This window comes from Phaeobacter sp. JH20_26 (genome assembly GCF_048056275.1).
In the GTDB taxonomy this organism is placed as follows: Bacteria; Pseudomonadota; Alphaproteobacteria; order Rhodobacterales; family Rhodobacteraceae; genus Phaeobacter; species Phaeobacter bryozoorum.
Genome location: NZ_JAYMWL010000026.1, coordinates 187,645 through 206,545, shown reverse-complemented (window position 1 = coordinate 206,545; position 18,901 = coordinate 187,645). Strand labels below are relative to the sequence as shown.

Annotated in this window: 18 protein-coding genes; 8 read left to right on the top strand and 10 right to left on the bottom strand. The window is 60.9% G+C overall.

Features of this window, described 5'->3' with window-relative positions; all coding sequences use genetic code 11:
• Positions 1–20 precede the first annotated feature (20 nt).
• From VWY60_RS19835 to VWY60_RS19810, 6 genes are all read right to left on the bottom strand, one after another.
• Complete coding sequence (locus tag VWY60_RS19835) at positions 21–1,781, bottom strand: ABC transporter permease (RefSeq protein ID WP_416541525.1); 1,761 nt, start codon at positions 1,779–1,781, stop codon at positions 21–23.
• Between the two features lie 198 nt (positions 1,782–1,979).
• Entirely contained in the window at positions 1,980–3,197 is a 1,218-nt protein-coding gene (locus VWY60_RS19830; RefSeq protein ID WP_416541524.1) for a phenylacetate--CoA ligase family protein, read from the bottom strand.
• Between the two features lie 14 nt (positions 3,198–3,211).
• Positions 3,212–4,048 (bottom strand): ABC transporter ATP-binding protein, encoded by an 837-nt coding sequence (locus VWY60_RS19825; protein ID WP_024098644.1) that lies wholly within the window; start codon positions 4,046–4,048, stop codon positions 3,212–3,214.
• Between the two features lie 157 nt (positions 4,049–4,205).
• Positions 4,206–5,489 carry an ABC transporter substrate-binding protein gene (locus VWY60_RS19820; RefSeq protein WP_340546865.1) on the bottom strand — a complete coding sequence of 428 codons (1,284 nt, stop codon included), beginning with the start codon at positions 5,487–5,489 and terminating at the stop codon, positions 4,206–4,208.
• A gap of 90 nt (positions 5,490–5,579) precedes the next feature.
• Complete coding sequence (locus VWY60_RS19815) at positions 5,580–6,656, bottom strand: branched-chain amino acid ABC transporter permease (protein ID WP_340546866.1); 1,077 nt, start codon at positions 6,654–6,656, stop codon at positions 5,580–5,582.
• A gap of 3 nt (positions 6,657–6,659) precedes the next feature.
• A complete protein-coding gene (locus VWY60_RS19810) occupies positions 6,660–6,917 on the bottom strand; it encodes a hypothetical protein (protein ID WP_340546867.1) in 258 nt (85 codons plus the stop codon).
• Positions 6,918–7,019: 102 nt separating this feature from the next.
• Between VWY60_RS19810 and VWY60_RS19805 the strand changes: the two genes are divergently transcribed.
• Entirely contained in the window at positions 7,020–7,364 is a 345-nt protein-coding gene (locus VWY60_RS19805) for an SHOCT domain-containing protein (protein ID WP_416536729.1), read from the top strand.
• 57 nt (positions 7,365–7,421) lie between these two features.
• On the opposite strand, the gene VWY60_RS19800 is transcribed toward VWY60_RS19805, so the two are convergent.
• The 3 genes from VWY60_RS19800 to VWY60_RS19790 all read right to left on the bottom strand — a co-directional run bounded on the left by VWY60_RS19800 (position 7,422) and on the right by VWY60_RS19790 (position 11,333).
• Positions 7,422–8,408, bottom strand: a complete 987-nt coding sequence (locus tag VWY60_RS19800) for a branched-chain amino acid ABC transporter permease (RefSeq protein WP_416536730.1) — start codon at positions 8,406–8,408, stop codon at positions 7,422–7,424.
• Positions 8,409–8,482: 74 nt separating this feature from the next.
• Positions 8,483–9,292, bottom strand: coding sequence for an ABC transporter ATP-binding protein (locus VWY60_RS19795; RefSeq protein ID WP_340547244.1), 810 nt, complete (start codon positions 9,290–9,292; stop codon positions 8,483–8,485).
• A 97-nt stretch (positions 9,293–9,389) separates the two neighbouring features.
• On the bottom strand, positions 9,390–11,333 hold the full coding sequence (locus tag VWY60_RS19790) for an AMP-binding protein (protein ID WP_416537832.1): 1,944 nt from the start codon (positions 11,331–11,333) through the stop codon (positions 9,390–9,392).
• A 270-nt stretch (positions 11,334–11,603) separates the two neighbouring features.
• Between VWY60_RS19790 and VWY60_RS19785 the strand changes: the two genes are divergently transcribed.
• The 7 genes from VWY60_RS19785 (at position 11,604) to VWY60_RS19755 (ending at position 18,400) form a co-directional block, all read left to right on the top strand.
• Positions 11,604–13,505, top strand: a complete 1,902-nt coding sequence (locus VWY60_RS19785) for a PAS-domain containing protein (RefSeq protein WP_416541523.1) — start codon at positions 11,604–11,606, stop codon at positions 13,503–13,505.
• Positions 13,502–14,206: a response regulator transcription factor gene (locus VWY60_RS19780; RefSeq protein ID WP_340546871.1), complete on the top strand. Its 705-nt coding sequence runs from the start codon at positions 13,502–13,504 to the stop codon at positions 14,204–14,206. Before VWY60_RS19785 ends, VWY60_RS19780 begins: the two co-directional genes overlap by 4 nt.
• Positions 14,207–14,307: 101 nt before the next feature.
• Entirely contained in the window at positions 14,308–14,535 is a 228-nt protein-coding gene (locus tag VWY60_RS19775; protein ID WP_340546872.1) for a WGR domain-containing protein, read from the top strand.
• A gap of 313 nt (positions 14,536–14,848) precedes the next feature.
• Entirely contained in the window at positions 14,849–15,499 is a 651-nt protein-coding gene (locus VWY60_RS19770; RefSeq protein ID WP_340546873.1) for a histidine phosphatase family protein, read from the top strand.
• Positions 15,500–15,547: 48 nt separating this feature from the next.
• Positions 15,548–16,162, top strand: coding sequence for a glutathione S-transferase family protein (locus VWY60_RS19765; protein WP_416541522.1), 615 nt, complete (start codon positions 15,548–15,550; stop codon positions 16,160–16,162).
• Between the two features lie 10 nt (positions 16,163–16,172).
• The gene (locus VWY60_RS19760; RefSeq protein WP_416541521.1) at positions 16,173–17,225 is read left to right on the top strand and encodes a saccharopine dehydrogenase; all 1,053 of its coding nucleotides are present in this window, start codon (positions 16,173–16,175) and stop codon (positions 17,223–17,225) included.
• Positions 17,226–17,257: 32 nt separating this feature from the next.
• Positions 17,258–18,400, top strand: a complete 1,143-nt coding sequence (locus VWY60_RS19755) for a saccharopine dehydrogenase family protein (RefSeq protein ID WP_416541520.1) — start codon at positions 17,258–17,260, stop codon at positions 18,398–18,400.
• A 159-nt stretch (positions 18,401–18,559) separates the two neighbouring features.
• On the opposite strand, the gene VWY60_RS19750 is transcribed toward VWY60_RS19755, so the two are convergent.
• Complete coding sequence (locus VWY60_RS19750) at positions 18,560–18,883, bottom strand: DUF3775 domain-containing protein (protein ID WP_340546876.1); 324 nt, start codon at positions 18,881–18,883, stop codon at positions 18,560–18,562.
• Positions 18,884–18,901: the final 18 nt, after the last annotated feature.

Genomic DNA, 18,901 nt, shown 5'->3' with positions numbered 1-18,901 from the left:
ACGCCGCCAGCATTGATAGCCTAGCTGCGTCGGCCCACTTGCCTGCAAATCAGAATCACCGGCAACAGCCCGACCAGCATGATGACCAGCGATGGCACTGCCGCGCCTTCCAGCCGCTCATCCGAGGCCAGCCGGTAGGCCTGCACTGCCAGTGTGTCATAGTTGAAAGGACGCATAATCAGCGTCGCTGGCAGCTCTTTCATCACATCGACAAAGACAATCAGCAAAGCCGTCATCAGGCTGGGCGTCAGGATAGGCAGGTGAACCCGGCGCAACATACCCAGCGGGCTTTGCCCCAGCGAGCGGGCAGCCGCATCCATATTGGCATGAACGGTGGCCTGCCCTCCCTCATAGGCACCCAATGCCGCCGCCAGAAAGCGCACCATATAGGCCGCCACCAGCAGCCAGATCGAGCCGGTAATCAGCAGTCCGGTCCTGATCTCGAAATTCGCCCGCATCCAGGCATCCAACGCGTTATCAAAGGCTGCAAACGGCACCATCAGCCCAACCGCGATCACCCCGCCCGGCACCGCATAGCCGAGCCTTGAGACGTAACCGGCAAGAGCAGACGGCCGACCCGGACGCAGCCGTTGGTAGAAGCCGAGGCAGACCGCCGCCATCACGGTAAGGAAAGCCGCCGTCGTCGCCAGCGTCACTGAATTCTGCAGGAAGCCCAGATACCGTTTGCTCAGCAGGTTCTGCTCCGACTCCAGCCCCATCTGCGCCAGGATCACCACTGGCAGCAGGAACCCGAGAAGGACAGGCAGGACGCACAGCCCAAAGGCCAGAGCCGCCTTCGCCCCATGCAGCTCCACCGGCGGCATCTTGGCCTGATGCTTGCCCGCATGATGATAGCGCGCACGACCTCGCGTTGCGCGCTCCGCTACCGCCAGCGTCAGCGCAAATCCCAGAAGACAGAGCGCCAGCTGCGCCGCACCCGCCCGGTCGGCCAGCGAAAACCAGCTGGTATAAATCCCTGTCGCAAAGGTCTGCACGCCAAAATAGCTCACCGTGCCGAAATCAGCGATGGTTTCCATCACCGCCAGCAGAACACCGGACGCAATCGCGGGGCGCGCCATGGGCAGGCTGACCCGCCAAAAGGCCTGTAGCGAGGTATTACCAAGTGCGCGCGCCGCCAGAAACGCACCCGCGCTTTGTTGCAGAAAAGCCGCCCGAGCCAGCAGGTAGACATAGGGGTAAAGCACCAGCACCAACATCACCGCCGCCCCTCCCACAGAGCGGATCTCCGGGAACCAATAGTCGCGTGGTCCCCAGCCTGTCATCTGCCGCAAGGTGGTCTGCACGATGCCAGGATGATCCAGAACAAAGGTATAGGCATAGGCCAGCACATAGGCCGGGAAGGCCAATGGCAGGATCAGAACCACCTCCATCACGCGCACGCCCGGAAACCGGGTCATAGTGACCAGCCAGGCCGCTCCTACCCCAACCAGCCCGGTTCCCAGTGCCACCAGAAAGACCAGAACCAAAGTGGTACCGGCATAACCCGGCAAGACAGTTTCCATAAGATGCCGGATCGTATCGGTGCCACCGGTCAGAGCGGCCAGCGCAACCGCCAGCATTGGCAACAGACAGGACAGAGCCACAACCCAGCCCACCGTCGCAAACAGCGCCCCCCCCGGTTTCTTCCGCCGCCCACGTGTCCGATTAGGCGCATCCGCGGACGGGACGGCGCCGGCCGTTGCTGCGCCATCGAAAATCGGCGCCCTGGCGGAGCGCGTGGCCTCTGTGGAGGTGGGGGAGATGGGTGTGATCTTTGGCATAGATACGGGACTACCTCAGTGCAGCCCTCTATTTCGATCATTTTCGTCGGAAATACCAGCGACAAAGCCAAAGCGCAGCCATTCGCCGCGCCTCTCTCTATCGCTGTTGATGTCACAAAAAACTGGCGCAACCGGTGGGAGGAGCCCGGTTGCGCCAGCAGATACCCTGATCGGGTGGTGTCCCCACAGGAAAGGGGATCAGTCGTAGCTGCGCTGGTCCTCGATCACCAAACCGTCCTTGGGCAGGGCGCCGGGCGCGACCACTTCCACGCGCCCTTTCAGCTTCAGCACCTCCACGACCGAGCGCGAGAAGGCGCTTTCGTCCCCATCCTGTGCCTCGATCTGAACGGTCATCGCATCCATCTCGCCATCTCGGCTGGCGATAACGCGTGCCTTGACGATCTCGGCATGTTTGTCGACCAGCGCGGCGACCTGTTCTGGGCGTACAAACATGCCCTTGATCTTCGTGGTCTGGTCCGCACGGCCCATCCAGCCCTTGATCCGCATATTGGTGCGTCCACAGGGAGATTCGCCCGGCAGAACCGCACTCAGATCGCCAGTCGCAAACCGAATGAGCGGATAGTCGGGATTGAGCGTGGTGACCACAACCTCGCCGACGTCTCCGGCGGCCACCGGGGTGCCGGTGCCGGGGGTGACGATTTCGACGATAACCTGCTCATCGACGATCATCCCCTCCATCGCCGCGCTTTCATAGGCGATATTGCCCAGATCCGCCGTCGCATATGACTGCAGACAGGAAATCCCCCGATCGGCATATTCCTGACGCAGGGAGGGGAACAGCGCACCACCGCCCACTGCCGCTTTGGTAAAGCCCAGCTTGACGCCCATGGCATCGGCCTTATCGAGGATCACCTTCAGATAGTCCGGCGTCCCGGCATAGGCCGTCGCCCCGACGTCACGCGCCGCAGTGACCTGCAATTCCGTCTGACCGGTGCCCGCAGGCAATACAGCTGCACCAACCGCACGCGCGCCGTTCTCAAAGATCATCCCGGCAGGCGTCAGATGATAGCCGAAACAGTTCTGCACCACATCGCCAACACCGATCCCGGCCGCATGCAGGAACCGTCCCATGCGCCACCAGTCATGATCCACACCACCCGGTTCGTAAATCGGGCCGGGCGACTGGAAGATATGGGCAAACCCGCTGGCCGGTTTCACGGTGAACCCGCCAAAGGGCGGATGCGCGGCCTGCGCCTTGCTCAGATCCGATTTGCGCAGCACAGGCAGAGCCGCCAGATCCTCCGGGCTGGTGATTGTCGCCGCATTTACAGAACGCAGGCTTTCGCCATAACCCGGCGCGGCCATAGCACGGGCAATCTGTTGTGGCAGCTGTTCCGCCAAATCAGCGGCACGGGCGTCTGCACTGCGGGTCTCAAGGCTGTCAAAATATGTCATGTCAGCACCCCGCCTCAGCTCAACCACCGCTTCCGGCGGCGGTATGACCGCACATCCCGGAAACTCTTGCGTCCTTCGTCGGACATCCCGAGGTAGAATTCCTTCACATCCGGGTTCTCGCGCAGCTCAGCCGCCGGGCCATCCATGACCACACGGCCAGACTCCAGGATGTAACCATAGTGCGAATACCGCAGCGCCACATTGGTGTTCTGCTCAGCCAGAAGGAAGGTCACCCCTTCGTTTTCATTGATCGACTTCACGATTTCAAAGATCTGCTCCACCAGCTGAGGTGCCAGCCCCATGGACGGCTCGTCCAGCAGGATCGTCTCAGGGCGGCTCATCAGGGCGCGCCCCATGGCCACCATCTGCTGCTCCCCGCCAGAGGTATAGCCGGCCTGACTGCGGCGGCGTTCCTTCAGACGCGGGAAATAGCTGTAGACCATCTCAAGATCGCGCTGGATGTTCGCATTGCCATCGCTGCGCGTATAGGCGCCGGTCAGCAGGTTTTCCTCAACGGTCAGATGCTCAAAACAGTGACGGCCCTCCATCACCTGAATGACGCCTTTCTTGACCAGTTCGGCAGGATCGCGGTCCTGAATCCGCTCGCCGCGGTAGCTGATCGACCCTTTGGTGACCTCGCCCCGCTCCGAATGCAGCAGGTTTGACACTGCCTTGAGTGTTGTCGTCTTGCCCGCGCCATTGCCACCCAATAGCGCGGTGATCCCGCCCTTGGGCACCTTCAGGCTGACGCCCTTCAAAACGAGGATCACGTGGTTGTAGATCACTTCGATGTTGTTGACCTCAAGCAGGGTCTCTGCCTGAACATCGGTGGTTTTGGCTGTATCCAGCATCTGTTGTTGTCCTCACGCGGTCCTGACCCGGTCGCCCTGTTCCGGGTCTGTCTGTGGGTGCGGCCCTTGCGCGCCGCACCGGATGATATGCGCGCCAGCAGCGACGCGGTTCGCCAGGTCCGCCCCCGACCGAAAACCGGGGGCAGACCAAACTGGGTTACTTGCAGCCCACCTCAATGTTGTTTTCCTTGGCATAAGCCATGGAATCTTCCTCGATGAGAGGCTGGATCACGTCGCGATCGCTCGGGGCAAAGTCACTGATCAGGTTCCAGGTTTTGCTCGAGGCATCCCACTGGGTCATACCAACCAGGCCGGGGCCACCGTGGTTCTCGCAGGAGACGTTAAAGGACGGGCCGAAATACGGCATACCCAGCGCCGACATCCGCGCCTCGGGCATCTCCAGAGCTTCCATGCCATCACGCATCATCGCCGGAGTGATGTCATTGGTGCCATGGATCTCCTGTGCGGTCTTGGCCGCTTCAACGGCCAACATCGCCGCATACATGCCGCGGTTATAGAGCACGTTACCGATCTGATCGCCGGCACCAGCCGCAAGCCCCTTGTCAACGACATGCGTCTGGATGTCATCGAACACCGGGAAGTCACGACCAACACCGTGGAAAGTCACGGCCTTGTATCCATTGGCCTTGTCGCCCGCAGCCATCACGTCATGCTCGGCGCCGGACCACCAGACACCGATGAAATTCTCCATCGGATAGCGAATGTTGGCGGCCTCCTGAATGGCAACCTGGTTCATGACACCCCAGCCCCACATGATCACGAAATCCGGGCGATCACGGCGAATTTGCAGCCACTGGGACTTCTGTTCCTGACCGGGGTGATCCACCGGCAGGGTCGACAGGGTGAAGCCGTGCTTCTTGGACAGCTCCTCCAGCGTGCGGATCGGCTCTTTGCCGTAGGCGGAGTTATGGAACAGCAGCGAGATTTTCTTGCCGTTCAGATCACCGCCGTTTTCCTCAAGCAGATAGTTGATGATCCCTGACGCACCATCCCAGTAGTTGGCAGGATAGTTGAAGACATTGCTGAACACTTCGCCATTTGCTGCCGATGTCCGGCCATAGCCCATGGTGTGCAGCGGGATGCCGTCCGCCGTAACTTTCGGGATCAGCTGATAGGTGATGCCGGTGGACAGCGGCTGATAGACCAGCGCGCCTTCGCCTTTGGTCGCCTCATAGCATTCCACACCTTTTTCCGTGTTATAGCCGGTCTCGCATTCGATGACCTTGGCCTTCACACCATTGATGCCGCCGTCACGCTCGTTGACCAGGGTGAAGTAATCCGCATAGCCGTCGGCAAAGGGGATGCCACCGGCGGCATAGGGGCCGGTGCGATAGCTCAGCGACGGGAACACCAGGTCTGCCATCGCAGGGCCAGCGGCCATCATGGCGCCCAGCGCCAGAGTCGTCAGTTTCATTTTCATCGGGTCTCATCCTCCCTTGAATTGTCCGATGTGGGTCGAAACGGGGTTTGATCTTGTTGTTTCCCCGCGGTCTTGCCTGGCTGACCCCGCTTAGTGCGGGAACGGCCAGAGTCTCAGTTTTTCTTTGGCAACGCGCCACAGCTGGGCGATGCCATGCGGTTCGGCGATCAGGAAGATCACGATCAACGCACCAACAATCACCAGCTGAATATGGGCGACGATATCGGTGGGCCAGCCCAGCACATCAACGCCGACAACCTTCAGAACCACCGGCAGCAGCACCAGGAACGCCGCCCCGGCAAAGGAGCCGAAAATCGACCCCAGACCGCCGATGATCACCATGAACAACACCAGGAACGACTTGTTGATGCCAAAGGCCTCGCCGACTTCAACCGCACCAAGATAGACGGAAAAGAACAGCGCGCCGGAGACACCGATAAAGAAGCCCGACACACCAAAGGCCGACAGCTTGGCCTTCAGCGGGTTCACCCCGATGATCTCGGCGGCGATGTCCATGTCACGGATCGCCATCCAGCTGCGCCCAATCGTGCCACGGGTCAGGTTGCGGGCCACCAGTGCGCAAAACGCCAGGAAAATCAGGCTGAACATATAGGTGGCCCAGGCCGGAGCATTGGGGCCGGTGATGAGGATGCCGAACACATCCCGCTCAGGCGCGCTGATCTGGCCGGAGGCCGAGTAGTTGTAGAACCAAGGCACCCGGTTAAAGAGCCACACCAGAAAGAACTGCGCCGCCAGTGTCGCCACCGCCAGATAGAATCCCTTGATGCGCAGCGACGGCAGGCCAAAGGCGATGCAGACCAGCGAAGTGATCCCGCCCGCCAGCAACACATGAATGAACATGCTCACCTCTGGAAAGGCAGTCATCAGCTTGTAGCAGGCATAGGCCCCCACCGCCATGAAACCACCGGTGCCCAGCGACACCTGACCACAATATCCCACCAGGATATTGAGGCCGATCGCCGCGATCGAATAGATCAGAAACGGCAGCAGAATGGCGTTGGCCCAATAGTCATTTATCACAAAAGGAACCACCAGAAACGCCAGTGCCAGCACCACATAATAACGGATCCGGTCGAATTTGATCGGGAAGGTCTGGCTGTCATCTTGGTAGGAGGTTTTGAAATCTCCGGCTTCACGATAGAACATGACTCAGATGCTCCCTTCTTGCTGCGCGCGGTTTCTAAGACCCGCGTCGAGTTGATTTGTCTTGCTGGCGTAACCGCTTAACTCGGCAGCACGGGCCAGTCGCAGATAGGCAAGAACCCCGGTAATCAGCCCCGCCGCCGCCAACAGCGATGCTGTGACCATCTGTGCTTCGGAAAACCCTTCGGCGGTCAGCGCCAGATATCCAAAGGCCCAGAACCCGGCCCAGGCAATGACATTGATGATGGCGATCAGCTTCGTCATCGGCCGCCTCCGGCGTTAACCATTTCTTCGGATTTCTGGCTTTCGCCACATTTCGTCCAAATCTTTCTGCCACCTTCATCGTGGGAAAAGTGAGTGGGAACGATGAGTGCAATCTTGCAGGAAATCCGGCAGCTAGAGGCTGCGCGGGACAGGGGAGAGATATCTCCCGAGGAGTTCACAAAGGCCAAGACCCGGCTGTTGAACACGGTCGAGGAGGCAACGGTGCTGCCGCAGGCCAGCCGCCAGCCAGTGGCCCGGACCGCAGTGCGGCCTTCAGGCGATGTTGCGCCGGGTGCCTGGGGCATGCTGCTGCTTGCGCTCTGCGCGGCGGCGGCCATGACGGTGCTTGTCGGACAGCTGATCGGCGATCTGACGATAGCCTTCACGCTGGTTGTCACCGTGTTTGCAGCCATCGTCATCGCGGCCTTCCGACGTCTGGAAGGCTGACGGAGCCACCGCGACGCGGTCCCGAAAGATCGGGGCCGCACGCCATGCCAAGGCGCATCAGACCCGTTCAATGATCTTCTCCCCGAACAGACCTTGCGGGCGGAACACCAGGAACAGCAGCGCCAGAACATAGGCAAACCAGTTTTCCGTCGCGCCCCCGACCATCGGGCCGACCATGAATTCGAACAGTTTTTCGCCTACGCCAATGATCAGCCCGCCAACAATTGCGCCGGGGATCGAGGTGAAGCCGCCCAGCATCAATACCGGCAGGGCCTTCAGCGCAATGAGCGACAGCGAGAACTGCACGCCGGACTTCGTGCCCCACATGATCCCGGCGACCAGCGCGACAAACCCCGCGACAGACCAGACCAGTACCCAGATAAAGTTCAGCGAAATGCCAACCGACAGCGCCGCCTGATGGTCGTCGGCCACCGCCCGCATGGCGCGCCCCTGTTTGGTATATTGCGCAAAGGCCACCAGCCCCGCCACCAGCAGTGCCGCGATGATGGTCGCAACAATGTCGAGATTGTCGATGAAGAAACCATAATCAAAGATCTGATAGGTGGTCTCGTCGATCCACAGGTTGATGCCCTGCGGCAGACCGACGTCCAGCGTCTTGATCTCCGAGCCCCACATCAGATCCGCCACCCCTTCGAGGAAATAGGCAAGTCCAATGGTGGCCATAAAGAGGATGATCGGTTCCTGGCCAACCAGATGGCGCATCACGAATTGCTGGACCATCCAGGCCAGGAGAACCATCACCCCAACCGTCATGACGATCGCCACAAAGGACGGCACGGTCCAGCCAAAATGGGTGACATGCCCGCCAAAGATCGCGTTGATCACATGGGAGAACGGAACCTGCCCGTTCATGATCCCAACCAGAGTCATCGCGGCAAACAATGCCATCACGCCCTGGGCGTAGTTGAAGATCCCCGAGGCCTTGTAGATCAGGACAAACCCCAGCGCGACCAGCGCATAGAGCACTCCAGCCATCAGGCCATTCAGCGTGACCTCCATCGCAAAGACGAGTTGTTCAGGCATCCCGCTCTCCTCCTGCAAGTTTCCTCAAAGAAACTTGCCAAAAATTTTCGAAAATTTTTCCACCCAATCGCTCATCAGTCATGGCTGACCCCCAGATAGGCGTCGATCACATCCTGATTGTTGCGCACTTCCTCGGGCGTGCCGTCGCCGATCTTCTTGCCGTAATCCATCACGACAACCCGGTCGGACAGATCCATAACCACGCCCATGTCGTGTTCGATCAGCGCGATGGTGGTGCCAAACTCGTCGTTCACATCCAGGATAAAGCGGGACATGTCCTCTTTTTCCTCGACGTTCATCCCCGCCATAGGTTCATCCAGCAGCAGCAGCTTTGGCTCCGCCGCCAGCGCCCGCGCTAGCTCAACCCGCTTTTTCAGACCATAAGGCAGCCGTGCCACAGGCGTTTTGCGGATGTGCTGGATCTCAAGAAAGTCGATGATCCGCTCAACCGCCGCCCGGTTTTCGGTCTCCTCGGCCTCCGCCTTGCCACGCCAGATAGCCTGCTGAAGCAGATTGGTCTTCATAAAGTTGAGCCGCCCGGTCATCACGTTGTCCAGCACGCTCATCCCGTCAAACAGCGCGATATTCTGGAATGTCCGGGCGATGCCCTGACGGGCCACCTCGTAGGGGCGCATCTGCGGGCGGGGTTTGCCGCGAAACAGAACTTCGCCTTCCTGTGGGACGTAAAAGCCCGAGATGACGTTCAGCATCGAGGATTTGCCCGCACCGTTGGGGCCGATGATGGCCCGGATCTCGCCTTCGCGAATATCAAACGAGATATCCTTGATCGCCACCACGCCGCCAAAGCGCAGGGTGATGTTTTTCATCTCCATCACCACGCCGCCGATCTTGCGCCCGTCCTCGGTGATATAGCCGTCTTCCATATCCTTCACGACACCACGCCTTTCGCCTTGTTGGTTGATGTGCTGTGGCTCCGCGCCGCCGCCGACCGCATCGACGCAGCGCCTGTAATAATCCGTTTCATTGGGCAGCCACCGCTTGTGGGGTCACCGGTACGACCTTGGCATCAATGATATCCAGCGTGGCACTGATCGCGCCCTTGCGGCCATCTTCGTAAGTCACCTCGGTGCGTGTCGAAATCTGTGACGAGCCATCGTAAAGAGCCGCAATGATGTCGGCATATTTGTCTTCGACCACCACGCGGCGGACCTTCCGCGTCCGGGTCATTTCGCCGTCATCTGCGTCCAGTTCCTTGTGCAGCACAACAAAGCGATGCACCTGGCAGCCGGACAGCATCCGGTCCTGAGCCACGGACTCATTGACCTTTTCAACATGCTCTTTGATGGATTGCAGAACTTTCGGATGCCCCGCCAGCTCCTGATAGGACGCATAGGCGATATTGTTCCGTTCTGCCCAGTTGCCGACTGCCGTCAGATCGATATTGATGAAGGCAACACAGCGGTCCCTGCCATTGCCGAACAGCACGACCTCCAGAATATCCGGATAGAACTTCAGCTTGTTCTCGACGTATTTGGGCGCAAACATCGCGCCATCCGCCATTTTTCCGACATCCTTGGCACGGTCGATAATGCGCAGATGGCCGCTGCCCTCTTCAAAGAAACCCGCATCACCAGTGGCCACCCAACCCTCGGCATCCTTGGTCGAGGCCGTGGATTCCGGGTTGTTGTAATATTCAACAAAGGTGCCCGGCGACCGATAGAAAATCTCGCCATTCTCGGCGATCCTGATCTCCACATCCGGGGCCGGAACCCCCACCGTATCTGCGCGCACCTCGCCATCAGGCTGCACGGTGATAAACACCGTCGCCTCTGTCTGGCCGTAGAGCTGTTTGAGGTTGATGCCCAGACTGCGGTAGAAATCAAAGATTTCCGGCCCGATTGCCTCACCAGCAGTGTAGCCGACGCGAATACGGCCATAGCCCAGCGTATCCTTCAACGGACCGTAGACCAGCAGATCGCCCAGCTTGTACTTCAGCCGGTCCATCAGGCCTACCGGACGCCCGTCGAGAATGTCGCCGCCCACCTTTTTTGCATGTGCCAGGAAGTGGTGGAACATCTTGCGCTTCAGCGTGCTCGCGTCTTCCATACGGATCATCACGCTGGTCAGCTGGCCTTCAAAGACACGTGGCGGCGCAAAGAAATAGGTCGGACCGATCTCTCGAAGGTCGGTCATCATCGTTTCGGCGCTTTCGGGACAGTTCACGCAAAAGCCGCACCAATAGGCCTGCCCGATCGAGAAGATGAAATCCCCGACCCATGCCATCGGCAGATAGGACAGGATGTTCTCTCCCGCCGTCAGCCGGTCGAACTCCGCCGAGTTCTTGGCGCTTTCGATCACGTTGCGGTTGGACAGGACGACACCCTTCGGCTTGCCCGTGGTGCCGGAGGTGTAGAGCATGACGCAGGTGCTGTCGTAGGTCAGCTTGGCCTTGCGGGCTTCCAGATCGGGGGCCCATTCGTCGCGCGCCGCGCGGCCCTGATCCTGAACGTGGGAATATTGATGCAGCGCATGGTGATCATATTTGCGCATACCACGCGGATCCAGATAGATGATCTGCTCCAGATTGCTCAGCTCTTCCTGAACCTCGATGACCTTATCGACCTGTTCCTGATCACCCGCGATCACAAACCGCGCACCGCAGTGGCCCAGTACATAGGCCATCTCTTCCGCCACCGCGTCCTGATAGAGCGGCACCGGCACCGCGCCCACGGATTGTGCCGCAACCATCGCCCAGTAGAGATACGGACGGTTGCGCCCGATGATGGCGATAAAGTCGCCTTCGTTGACGCCCAGATTGATCAACCCAAGCGCCAGCGCCTCGATCTCCTTCTGGGTCTCGGACCAGGTCCAGCATTGCCAGATGCCGAATTCCTTTTCCCGATAGGCTTGGCGATCGCCAAACTGCGCCGCATTGCGTTCAAGCAGCGCCGGCAGGGACATCATCCCTGCGGCACCCGACTGCGTCTGAGCCACGTTCTTTCTCCTCCCCTTTCCGACCCATGCGGCCGGACTGATCGCTAACCGCGATTCTGATCCCGATTAGGGACGGCCTCATGCTATTGCGTCAACTTTTTCCTGAAGTTTTCCCAAATCTTACGAATTGTAACAGCCGTTCGCCCAGCGAACGCAGATCGTCCCACCGGGGCCCCCTGTCGCAGGCTAAGCTCTTTGCGCAGGCCCGTCGGGGTGCTAGCCATGCAGCGGGGAGACAGCATGAACCGATCCGAGAAACACCGCGCCACAATGACCACCGCCGGGCTCAACCTGATTGCCCAGGCGATGTCGATCTATGACAGCGAGCTGCGCCTTGTTGTGTGCAATCAGCGTTTTCAGGAGATGTTCGACCTGCCCGATGCGTTGATCACCCCGGGTGCACGCTTTGACGAGACGATCCGGTATATTGCCACCAGCGGTGAATATGGCCCGGTCGATGATATCGAGGGGTTCGTGCAGCAGCGCGTTGATCAGGCGCTGGATTTCGTGCCCCATTATCTGGAACGCGAACGCGCCAACGGTCAGGTGATCTCTATCGAAGGGGCACCTCTGCCTCAGGGGGGCTGGGTCACGGTCTACACCGACATCACCCGGACCAAGCGAATTGAACAGCTGTTGCGGGCCCGGTCCGAGGAAATGTCCGATCAGCTGATCGCCCATACCGAAGAGCTGTCAGCCACCAACCGCAAACTGGCCGCGACGATCACCGCACTGGAAGAGGCGAAGCGTCAGCTCACGGAGATGGAAGCGCGCACCCGCCTGACGACCGAGATGATGCCCGCCCATATCGCCCATGTCGACGCCGAGGGCTATTACACCTATACCAACCGGCGCCTCAGTTCGGTGTTTCCCAGCCGTCCGTCCGAAATCCTCGGCACGCATATCGCAGAGGCGCTCGGCGCGGCCGCCTATGACAAGATTGCACCGCATCTGATGGCGGCCTACCAGGGCGAAAGCCCGGTGTTCGAGTTCACTGAAAGCCATGACAGCCGCCGGATCCGGGTGGCCTTCACCCCCGATGACACCGGCGGCGTGTTCATCCTGTCGATGGATGTGACCGAGGAAACTCAGACCCGTGTCGCCCTGCAACAGGCCCGCCGCCGCGAGATGGCCGCACAGATGACCAGCGGGCTGGCGCATGATTTCTCGAACCTCCTGACCATCATCCTCGGGATGCAGGGCAAACTGGCGAAATCCGATCTGACCCCGGAGGCGGCCGATCTGGTTCAGGCCACGCTCTCCGCTGCCCGCCGTGGCGGGCGCCTCCTCAACCGTATTGCCGAGATGACCGGACACCGCAGCCTGCGTCCGCGCGCCACCGATCTGCACGGCCTTTTGCAAGAGCTGAAGGTGCTGGCGACGCCTTCGCTACCGCAGGGCATGGGCCTCAGCATCGTGGATCACACGCCGGATGTGCGACTGCTGCTGGATCCGGGCAAACTGCAGGATGCCCTTTTGAACCTTATTCTGAACGCACGTGACGCCTGCGGCAGTCAGGGTCAGATCACTGTCAGCGCCCATGTCGTCGGGCAAACCTGGCTTGAACTCAGCGTTACCGACACCGGACCGGGCTTTTCCAAAACCGCGCTGGAGAAGGCATTGAACCCTTTCTTCACCACCAAGGGCGGCGAAGGATCAGGTTTGGGCCTGCCGATGGTCTACGATATGGCCAAATCCACCGGTGGGGACATGCGGATCGGCAATACCGTTTCCGGTGCCAGCGTGACCCTGCGCATTCCCTATCGGCTGGCACCGGATGCCGCCGGCGGGCTGGCGCTGCTGGTGGAGGACAGCGAGGAGCTGCGCGCCACCTTCCGCGATATGCTGATAGATCTCGGCTATGCGGTGGTTGAGGCCACAAGCGTCGACGAGGCCTGCGCGCTGACCGCAGATATCGATGGCATCTCTCTGGTCCTGTCGGATATCAAGCTGCAGGGCAGCGCCACCGGGATCGACCTGGTCGACCGCTTGCAGGGCTCTCGCCTGCCCTGCATTCTGATGACGTCCCTGCCGACCAGCGATCCTCTGTTCCGCATGGCGCTGAAACGTTGCCCGGTGTTGCAGAAACCCTTTACCACTCATCAGCTTTCAGCGCTGATCAAATCGGAACCCGCCGCATGAGCCGACCCCTGATCACCATTCTTGACGACGAGCCGGAGATCCGCCGCATCCTGACCGACACGCTGGAGGAAGCCGGATTTCGCACCCAGAGCTTTGCCCGCGCCCGCGAATTTGAGGCCTCTCTCAACCGGGTGACTCCCGATGTCTGCCTTGTCGATCTCTCGCTGCCCGATACCGATGGGCTGGCGCTGGTGCATCGCCTCGCGCTGGAACAGGGGGCGGCCGTGATCATCATTTCTGGACGCGCACAGGTACAGGACCGTGTTACCGGGCTGGAGCTCGGGGCAGATGATTACATCACCAAACCCTTTGACCCGGCCGAGGTGGTGGCGCGCATCCGCGCCCGGCTGCGCGGGGGCCCCCGCACTGCGGCAACCACGGGAAACAGCGCCTCGTTTTCTGGCTGGACCGCGCATTTCGATCGCTACATACTTGAAGACGACAGCGGCGCAGAGACCCCGTTTTCACATGCCGAGGGCGAGGTGCTGCGGCTGTTCCTGGAAAGCCCGAAACGGCTGATTTCCCGCGCCCAGATGCAAGAAAGCCTCGGCGGTGGTGCTGGCGAAAGCTTTGATCGGGCCATGGATGTGCGCATCTCGCGATTGCGCACCAAGCTGCGCGAAGACCCGAAGAACCCGCGCCTGATCAAGACGATCTACGGCGCCGGCTATATCTTCCTCGGCGATGTCAGCTGGCTCTGATCACGCCGCCGTCGGCTCGAAATCCAGCCGCCAAAGCTCTGGGAGTACTCTGGCCAAAGCTCGGACTGGACGCAGCGAATCGACGGCGATATGATTCGGGTATGGCTACCTGTCTGCTCTATCGCCAACACCCGGCGCGGGTCCCGCGCTTCTACCGGATCGAACTTGCGATGAACCTCTTCGCTGAAGTCTCCGTTCTCAGGGAATGGGGGGTGGCCGGCGGCAGCGGGCAGAGCGCCATCAATATCTACGGCAACCTGCGCGAAGCCTCGATCGCGGCGGATCAGCACCGCAAACGGATGCTGAAACGGGGCTATGACCGCGCCTGATCGGCGATAAGCCATCGCATACCGCCGTCGCCCATCAGCTCAAGATCCCCTTTCACCCACCGTACAGCGCGCCGGTTTACGGCGGCCCAATCCCCCGCGCGCCCATTGCGCAACAGCTGTAAAACAAGGTCTTTTGTGTGGTTCTTCGTTAAGCTTTTGTTCGTTTGTTTCGCACGCGAAACATTTGGTCCGAACCGGACCAAATTTGCCTGTCACCGTGCCGCCCTACTGGATTGGATCCGAAATCGACAACTGGCCCTTTCCACCGTTGGAAAGCTTGCTTAAGACTTGCCCGGACGCAAAGGAACACGCCATGACGCATATCACGCTGATCCGCCACGGACAGGCCAACACCAGCGCCCGCGACGAAGCGAGCTATGACCGGTTGAGCGATCTGGGCCATCAGCAGGCACGCTGGCTTGGCGCGCATCTGAGCGAGACGCGCGCGCATTACACCCGCGTCTATTGCGGCACGCTGACCCGCCATCTGCAAACCGCGACTGCCATGGGGCTTGAAAACGTGGTGCAGGATCCGCGACTGAACGAAATGGAATACTTCAATCTGGCCGAGGCGATGCAGGCCCAGCACGGGCTGAAGATCCCGACCGAACGGGAAGGGTTCATCGAGCACATGCCCAAGGTTTTCTCCGCCTGGGCTGCGGATGAGATCACCAACCCGCCAGAAAGCTGGCGAGACTTTGAAACCCGCACTCGCTCCGCCTTGGCCGAGATCTCCGCAGGCGACGGGCCGGCCCTGGTGGTTACATCCGGCGGGCTGATCGCGATGGCCATGCGGCAGGCGATGGGGCTGGATACCACCGGAATGGCGCGCATGGCGCTCGCGATCATGAACAGTTCGATGCACCGGCTGCACGCGATCGGCGGTCAGCTGAGCCCGGTGCTGTTCAACGCGGTGCCCCATCTGGAAGCCCCGGATCGGCATTACGCACAGACCCATCTGTAGGCCCGACATCCGACCGGGGACCGCACTATCTGAGGGAGGGACAGGATGATGCAGCTCTATTATGCACCCAGGACGATTTCGGTGGCCGTCGCCATCGCTCTGGAAGAGTCCGGACTGGACTACGAGCCGATCCGTATTGACTTCGCAACCAAGGAACAGCTTGGCACCGCCTATGCCCAGATCAACCCCAAGGGCCGTGTCCCGGCGCTGGTGGTGGATGGCGGCATCCTGACGGAAACCGGCGCCTTGCTGGAATATGTGGCCGATATGGCCCCCGATGCCGCTCTGCGCCCCCGCGAGGCGGTCCTGCTGGCCCGCATGCGTGAGGTGATGTTCTATCTCGCCTCCACCATGCATGTGAACCACGCCCATAAACTGCGCGGAAGCCGCTGGGCCAACAAGACTTCCAGCTTCAAGGACATGCAGGCCAAGGTGCCACAGACCATGGCCGCCTCCTGCGACTATATCAGCCAGTTCGGACTGCGCGGCCCTTACGTGCTGGGCGACACCATTAGCCTGGCGGATTGCTATCTCTATGTGATCTGCACCTGGCTGGAGGGCGACGGCGTGACCCTCGCCAACTACCCGAAAATTCAGACCTTCATGGCGGCTATGGAACAGCGTGACTCGGTGCACGCGGTGACCGCCAAGGGCATGCTGTAAAGGACAAGACATGACACATCTATGGGTACGGGCCGAACAGCGCCCGAATGAAGAACGGGTTGGCCTGACGCCGGAAGGTGCCAGAGCGCTCATCGACGCCGGGCTGAAGGTCACGGTCGAGGAAAGCACGGTCCGCGCCATCCCGTTGCAGGGCTACATTGACGCCGGCTGCGAGATCGCGGCAGAGAACAGCTGGCCCGACGCCCCCCGCGACGCCATCATCTTCGGCCTGAAAGAACTGCCCGAAGACGGCACTCCGCTGCCGCACCGCCACATCATGTTCGGACATGCCTACAAGGGGCAGCACTCCGGCAAAGCGCTTCTTGAACGGTTCCAGGCCGGCGGCGGCACGCTCTACGATCTGGAATATCTGGTCGATGAAAGTGGCCGCCGGGTTGCGGCCTTCGGCTATTGGGCCGGCTATGCCGGTGCGGCCGTCACGCTGAAAACCTGGGCCGCGCAGCAGCGCGGTGAGCTCTGCGGCCCGGTTGGCGTCTACGAGGGCAAGGATGCGCTGCTTGCCGAGCTGAGCGCAGAGCTGGATGGTCTGAAAACCGACCGCCCCTCGGCCATCGTCATTGGCGCCCTAGGCCGGGTCGGCACCGGGGCCGCCGATCTCTGCGAGGCGATGGGTGTCGCGGTCACCAAATGGGATATGGCAGAAACCGCCAGCGGCGGCCCTTTTCCCGAAATTCTGGCCCATGATCTCTTTCTCAACTGCATCTTCGCACGCCCCGGCACGCCGGTCTTCGTCCCGCAAGAGGCGCTGACCGCTGATCGTCGGCTGACCGCCATCGGCGATGTCGCCTGCGATCCCGATAGCGACTACAACCCGGTTCCGGTCTATGACCGCGCCACCACATGGGAGGCCCCTGCCCTGCGGGTCGCCCAGGATCCCGTACTGGACGTCTTGGCGATTGATAACCTGCCTTCGATGCTGCCGGTCGAAAGCTCCGAAGACTATGCAGCCCAGCTGCTGCCCTCCCTGCTGACCCTTACCGATCTTGCCAGTGGCGTCTGGGGCCGGGCGGAAACCACCTTCAAGGACCATCTTCCGGGCTGACCATCGCCGGAATCAAACAACGGAGACTGACAATGACAATCCATTGGTGCGGCACCGGCCTGTCCGCAATCCCTGGCCTGCGCCGCCTGCTTGAGGCGGGCCATGACGTCGCGGTCTGGAACCGCACTCCCGATAAGGCGCGCGAGGCAATCGGCGATCTGACAACCAATATCCATGCCTTCAGCCTTGCCAATCTGGGCCAGATGCTCAGCCCCAGGGATGTGATCGTCTCGATGCTGCCCGGTGACTGGCATGTGCCGCTGGCTGAGCTGGCGATTGAGCATGGCGCCCATTTCGTGTCGTCCTCTTACATCGCCCCGGAGATGCGCGCGCTGGACCAGCGGGCAAAGGACGCCGGTGTCTGCCTGATCAACGAGGTTGGCCTCGACCCTGGCATCGACCACCTGATGGCCCATGCGCTGGTTGCCGACTATAAGACCTCCAAGGCCTTCGATGCGGACAATGAGATCAGCTTTATCTCCTACTGCGGCGGCATCCCCAAGACACCGAACCCGTTCCGCTACAAATTCAGCTGGTCGCCGCTCGGCGTGCTGAAGGCGCTGCGCTCCCCGTCGAAGTCGATCCGCGATTTCAAGGCGCTGGACGTCGCCCGCCCCTGGGATGCGATCTCCTCCTACGAGGCACCGCTGCCCGCATCCGAAAGCTTCGAAGTCTATCCGAACCGCGACTCGCTCCCTTTCATGGCGCAGTATGAATTCGGCGCGGACTGGAAGGTAAAAGAATTCGTTCGCGGCACCCTGCGCCTCAACGGCTGGGCCGATGCCTGGGCGGATGTCTTCAAGGAGGTCGAGACACTATCGGGCGCCGAAGGCGATGCCCGGCTCAAGGAAATGTCGGATCAATTCTGGGCAGAGAATGCCTATGACGACGGTGAGCCAGACCGCGTGGTGCTTTGCGTCGGGCTGAAAGCCGAAAAAGACGGTGCCGAAGTCTGGCACAAGACCTATGTGATGGATGCCTGGGGTGACGAACGCGGCACGGCGATGGCGCGGCTGGTCTCCTACCCGGTGTCCTTCGCCATCGAGGCTGCCATCAACGGCAAAATCGCTCCCGGCGTCAGCGCCGCGCCCAGCGACGCCGATCTGGTGGATCAGTGGATGGGTAAGATCGGTGCGCTGGCCCAGCATCTCGAGGTGGTCGACAGCACGTCTTGAACCCACGCCCCGGCTACCGACTGCACGGAAGATAGCCATCTTCTGGCCCCAAATATCCCGGGGTCCGGGGCAGAGCCCCGGCGCGACAGGCCATGCGGGCGCCGCACCTCGGCGCCCCCTGCCATACCGATCTGCCATCGCAACCCTTCAGCGGAACGCTCAGCGCCCGATGACATCCTCTTCAACGCTCTGCACATCAATCCCCAGCGCGTCCAAGCCGGATTCCAGATTATCCGCCAGATGTGGTGTCCCGATCAGGTAATCCGCAGTCGGCGTGGTCGCCTCCTGCTGAGCGGTTGCGATGGCCTCCTCCAGATCGTCGGCGTCGAAACTGCCTCGGCCAATCCACATGATCGCAACCAGCTCGGCCTGCTCATCCTCGCCCATGCGGTCGATAAACGCCCTGAGTTCCCCCTCGGCGCGCGATAGCTCGCGCGCCATCATGGCCACTTGCGCCACCTTTCGGGCACTGATCTCCAGCATGGGCTCGTCCTCCATTGT

Bases quoted from the DNA above. Each gene is read 5' to 3' on its own strand.
- VWY60_RS19750 (WP_340546876.1), bottom strand. From the start codon at position 18,883: ATGCTGGAGATCAGTGCCCGAAAGGTGGCGCAAGTGGCCATGATGGCG.
- VWY60_RS19820 (WP_340546865.1), bottom strand. From the start codon at position 5,489: ATGAAAATGAAACTGACGACTCTGGCGCTGGGCGCCATGATGGCCGCT.
- VWY60_RS19765 (WP_416541522.1), top strand. From the start codon at position 15,548: ATGCAGCTCTATTATGCACCCAGGACGATTTCGGTGGCCGTCGCCATC.
- VWY60_RS19780 (WP_340546871.1), top strand. From the start codon at position 13,502: ATGAGCCGACCCCTGATCACCATTCTTGACGACGAGCCGGAGATCCGC.
- VWY60_RS19755 (WP_416541520.1), top strand. From the start codon at position 17,258: ATGACAATCCATTGGTGCGGCACCGGCCTGTCCGCAATCCCTGGCCTG.
- VWY60_RS19815 (WP_340546866.1), bottom strand. From the start codon at position 6,656: ATGTTCTATCGTGAAGCCGGAGATTTCAAAACCTCCTACCAAGATGAC.
- VWY60_RS19760 (WP_416541521.1), top strand. From the start codon at position 16,173: ATGACACATCTATGGGTACGGGCCGAACAGCGCCCGAATGAAGAACGG.
- VWY60_RS19795 (WP_340547244.1), bottom strand. From the start codon at position 9,292: ATGGAAGACGGCTATATCACCGAGGACGGGCGCAAGATCGGCGGCGTG.
- VWY60_RS19805 (WP_416536729.1), top strand. From the start codon at position 7,020: ATGAGTGCAATCTTGCAGGAAATCCGGCAGCTAGAGGCTGCGCGGGAC.
- VWY60_RS19770 (WP_340546873.1), top strand. From the start codon at position 14,849: ATGACGCATATCACGCTGATCCGCCACGGACAGGCCAACACCAGCGCC.
- VWY60_RS19790 (WP_416537832.1), bottom strand. From the start codon at position 11,333: ATGATGTCCCTGCCGGCGCTGCTTGAACGCAATGCGGCGCAGTTTGGC.
- VWY60_RS19775 (WP_340546872.1), top strand. From the start codon at position 14,308: ATGGCTACCTGTCTGCTCTATCGCCAACACCCGGCGCGGGTCCCGCGC.
- VWY60_RS19785 (WP_416541523.1), top strand. From the start codon at position 11,604: ATGAACCGATCCGAGAAACACCGCGCCACAATGACCACCGCCGGGCTC.
- VWY60_RS19825 (WP_024098644.1), bottom strand. From the start codon at position 4,048: ATGCTGGATACAGCCAAAACCACCGATGTTCAGGCAGAGACCCTGCTT.
- VWY60_RS19835 (WP_416541525.1), bottom strand. From the start codon at position 1,781: ATGCCAAAGATCACACCCATCTCCCCCACCTCCACAGAGGCCACGCGC.
- VWY60_RS19810 (WP_340546867.1), bottom strand. From the start codon at position 6,917: ATGACGAAGCTGATCGCCATCATCAATGTCATTGCCTGGGCCGGGTTC.
- VWY60_RS19830 (WP_416541524.1), bottom strand. From the start codon at position 3,197: ATGACATATTTTGACAGCCTTGAGACCCGCAGTGCAGACGCCCGTGCC.
- VWY60_RS19800 (WP_416536730.1), bottom strand. From the start codon at position 8,408: ATGCCTGAACAACTCGTCTTTGCGATGGAGGTCACGCTGAATGGCCTG.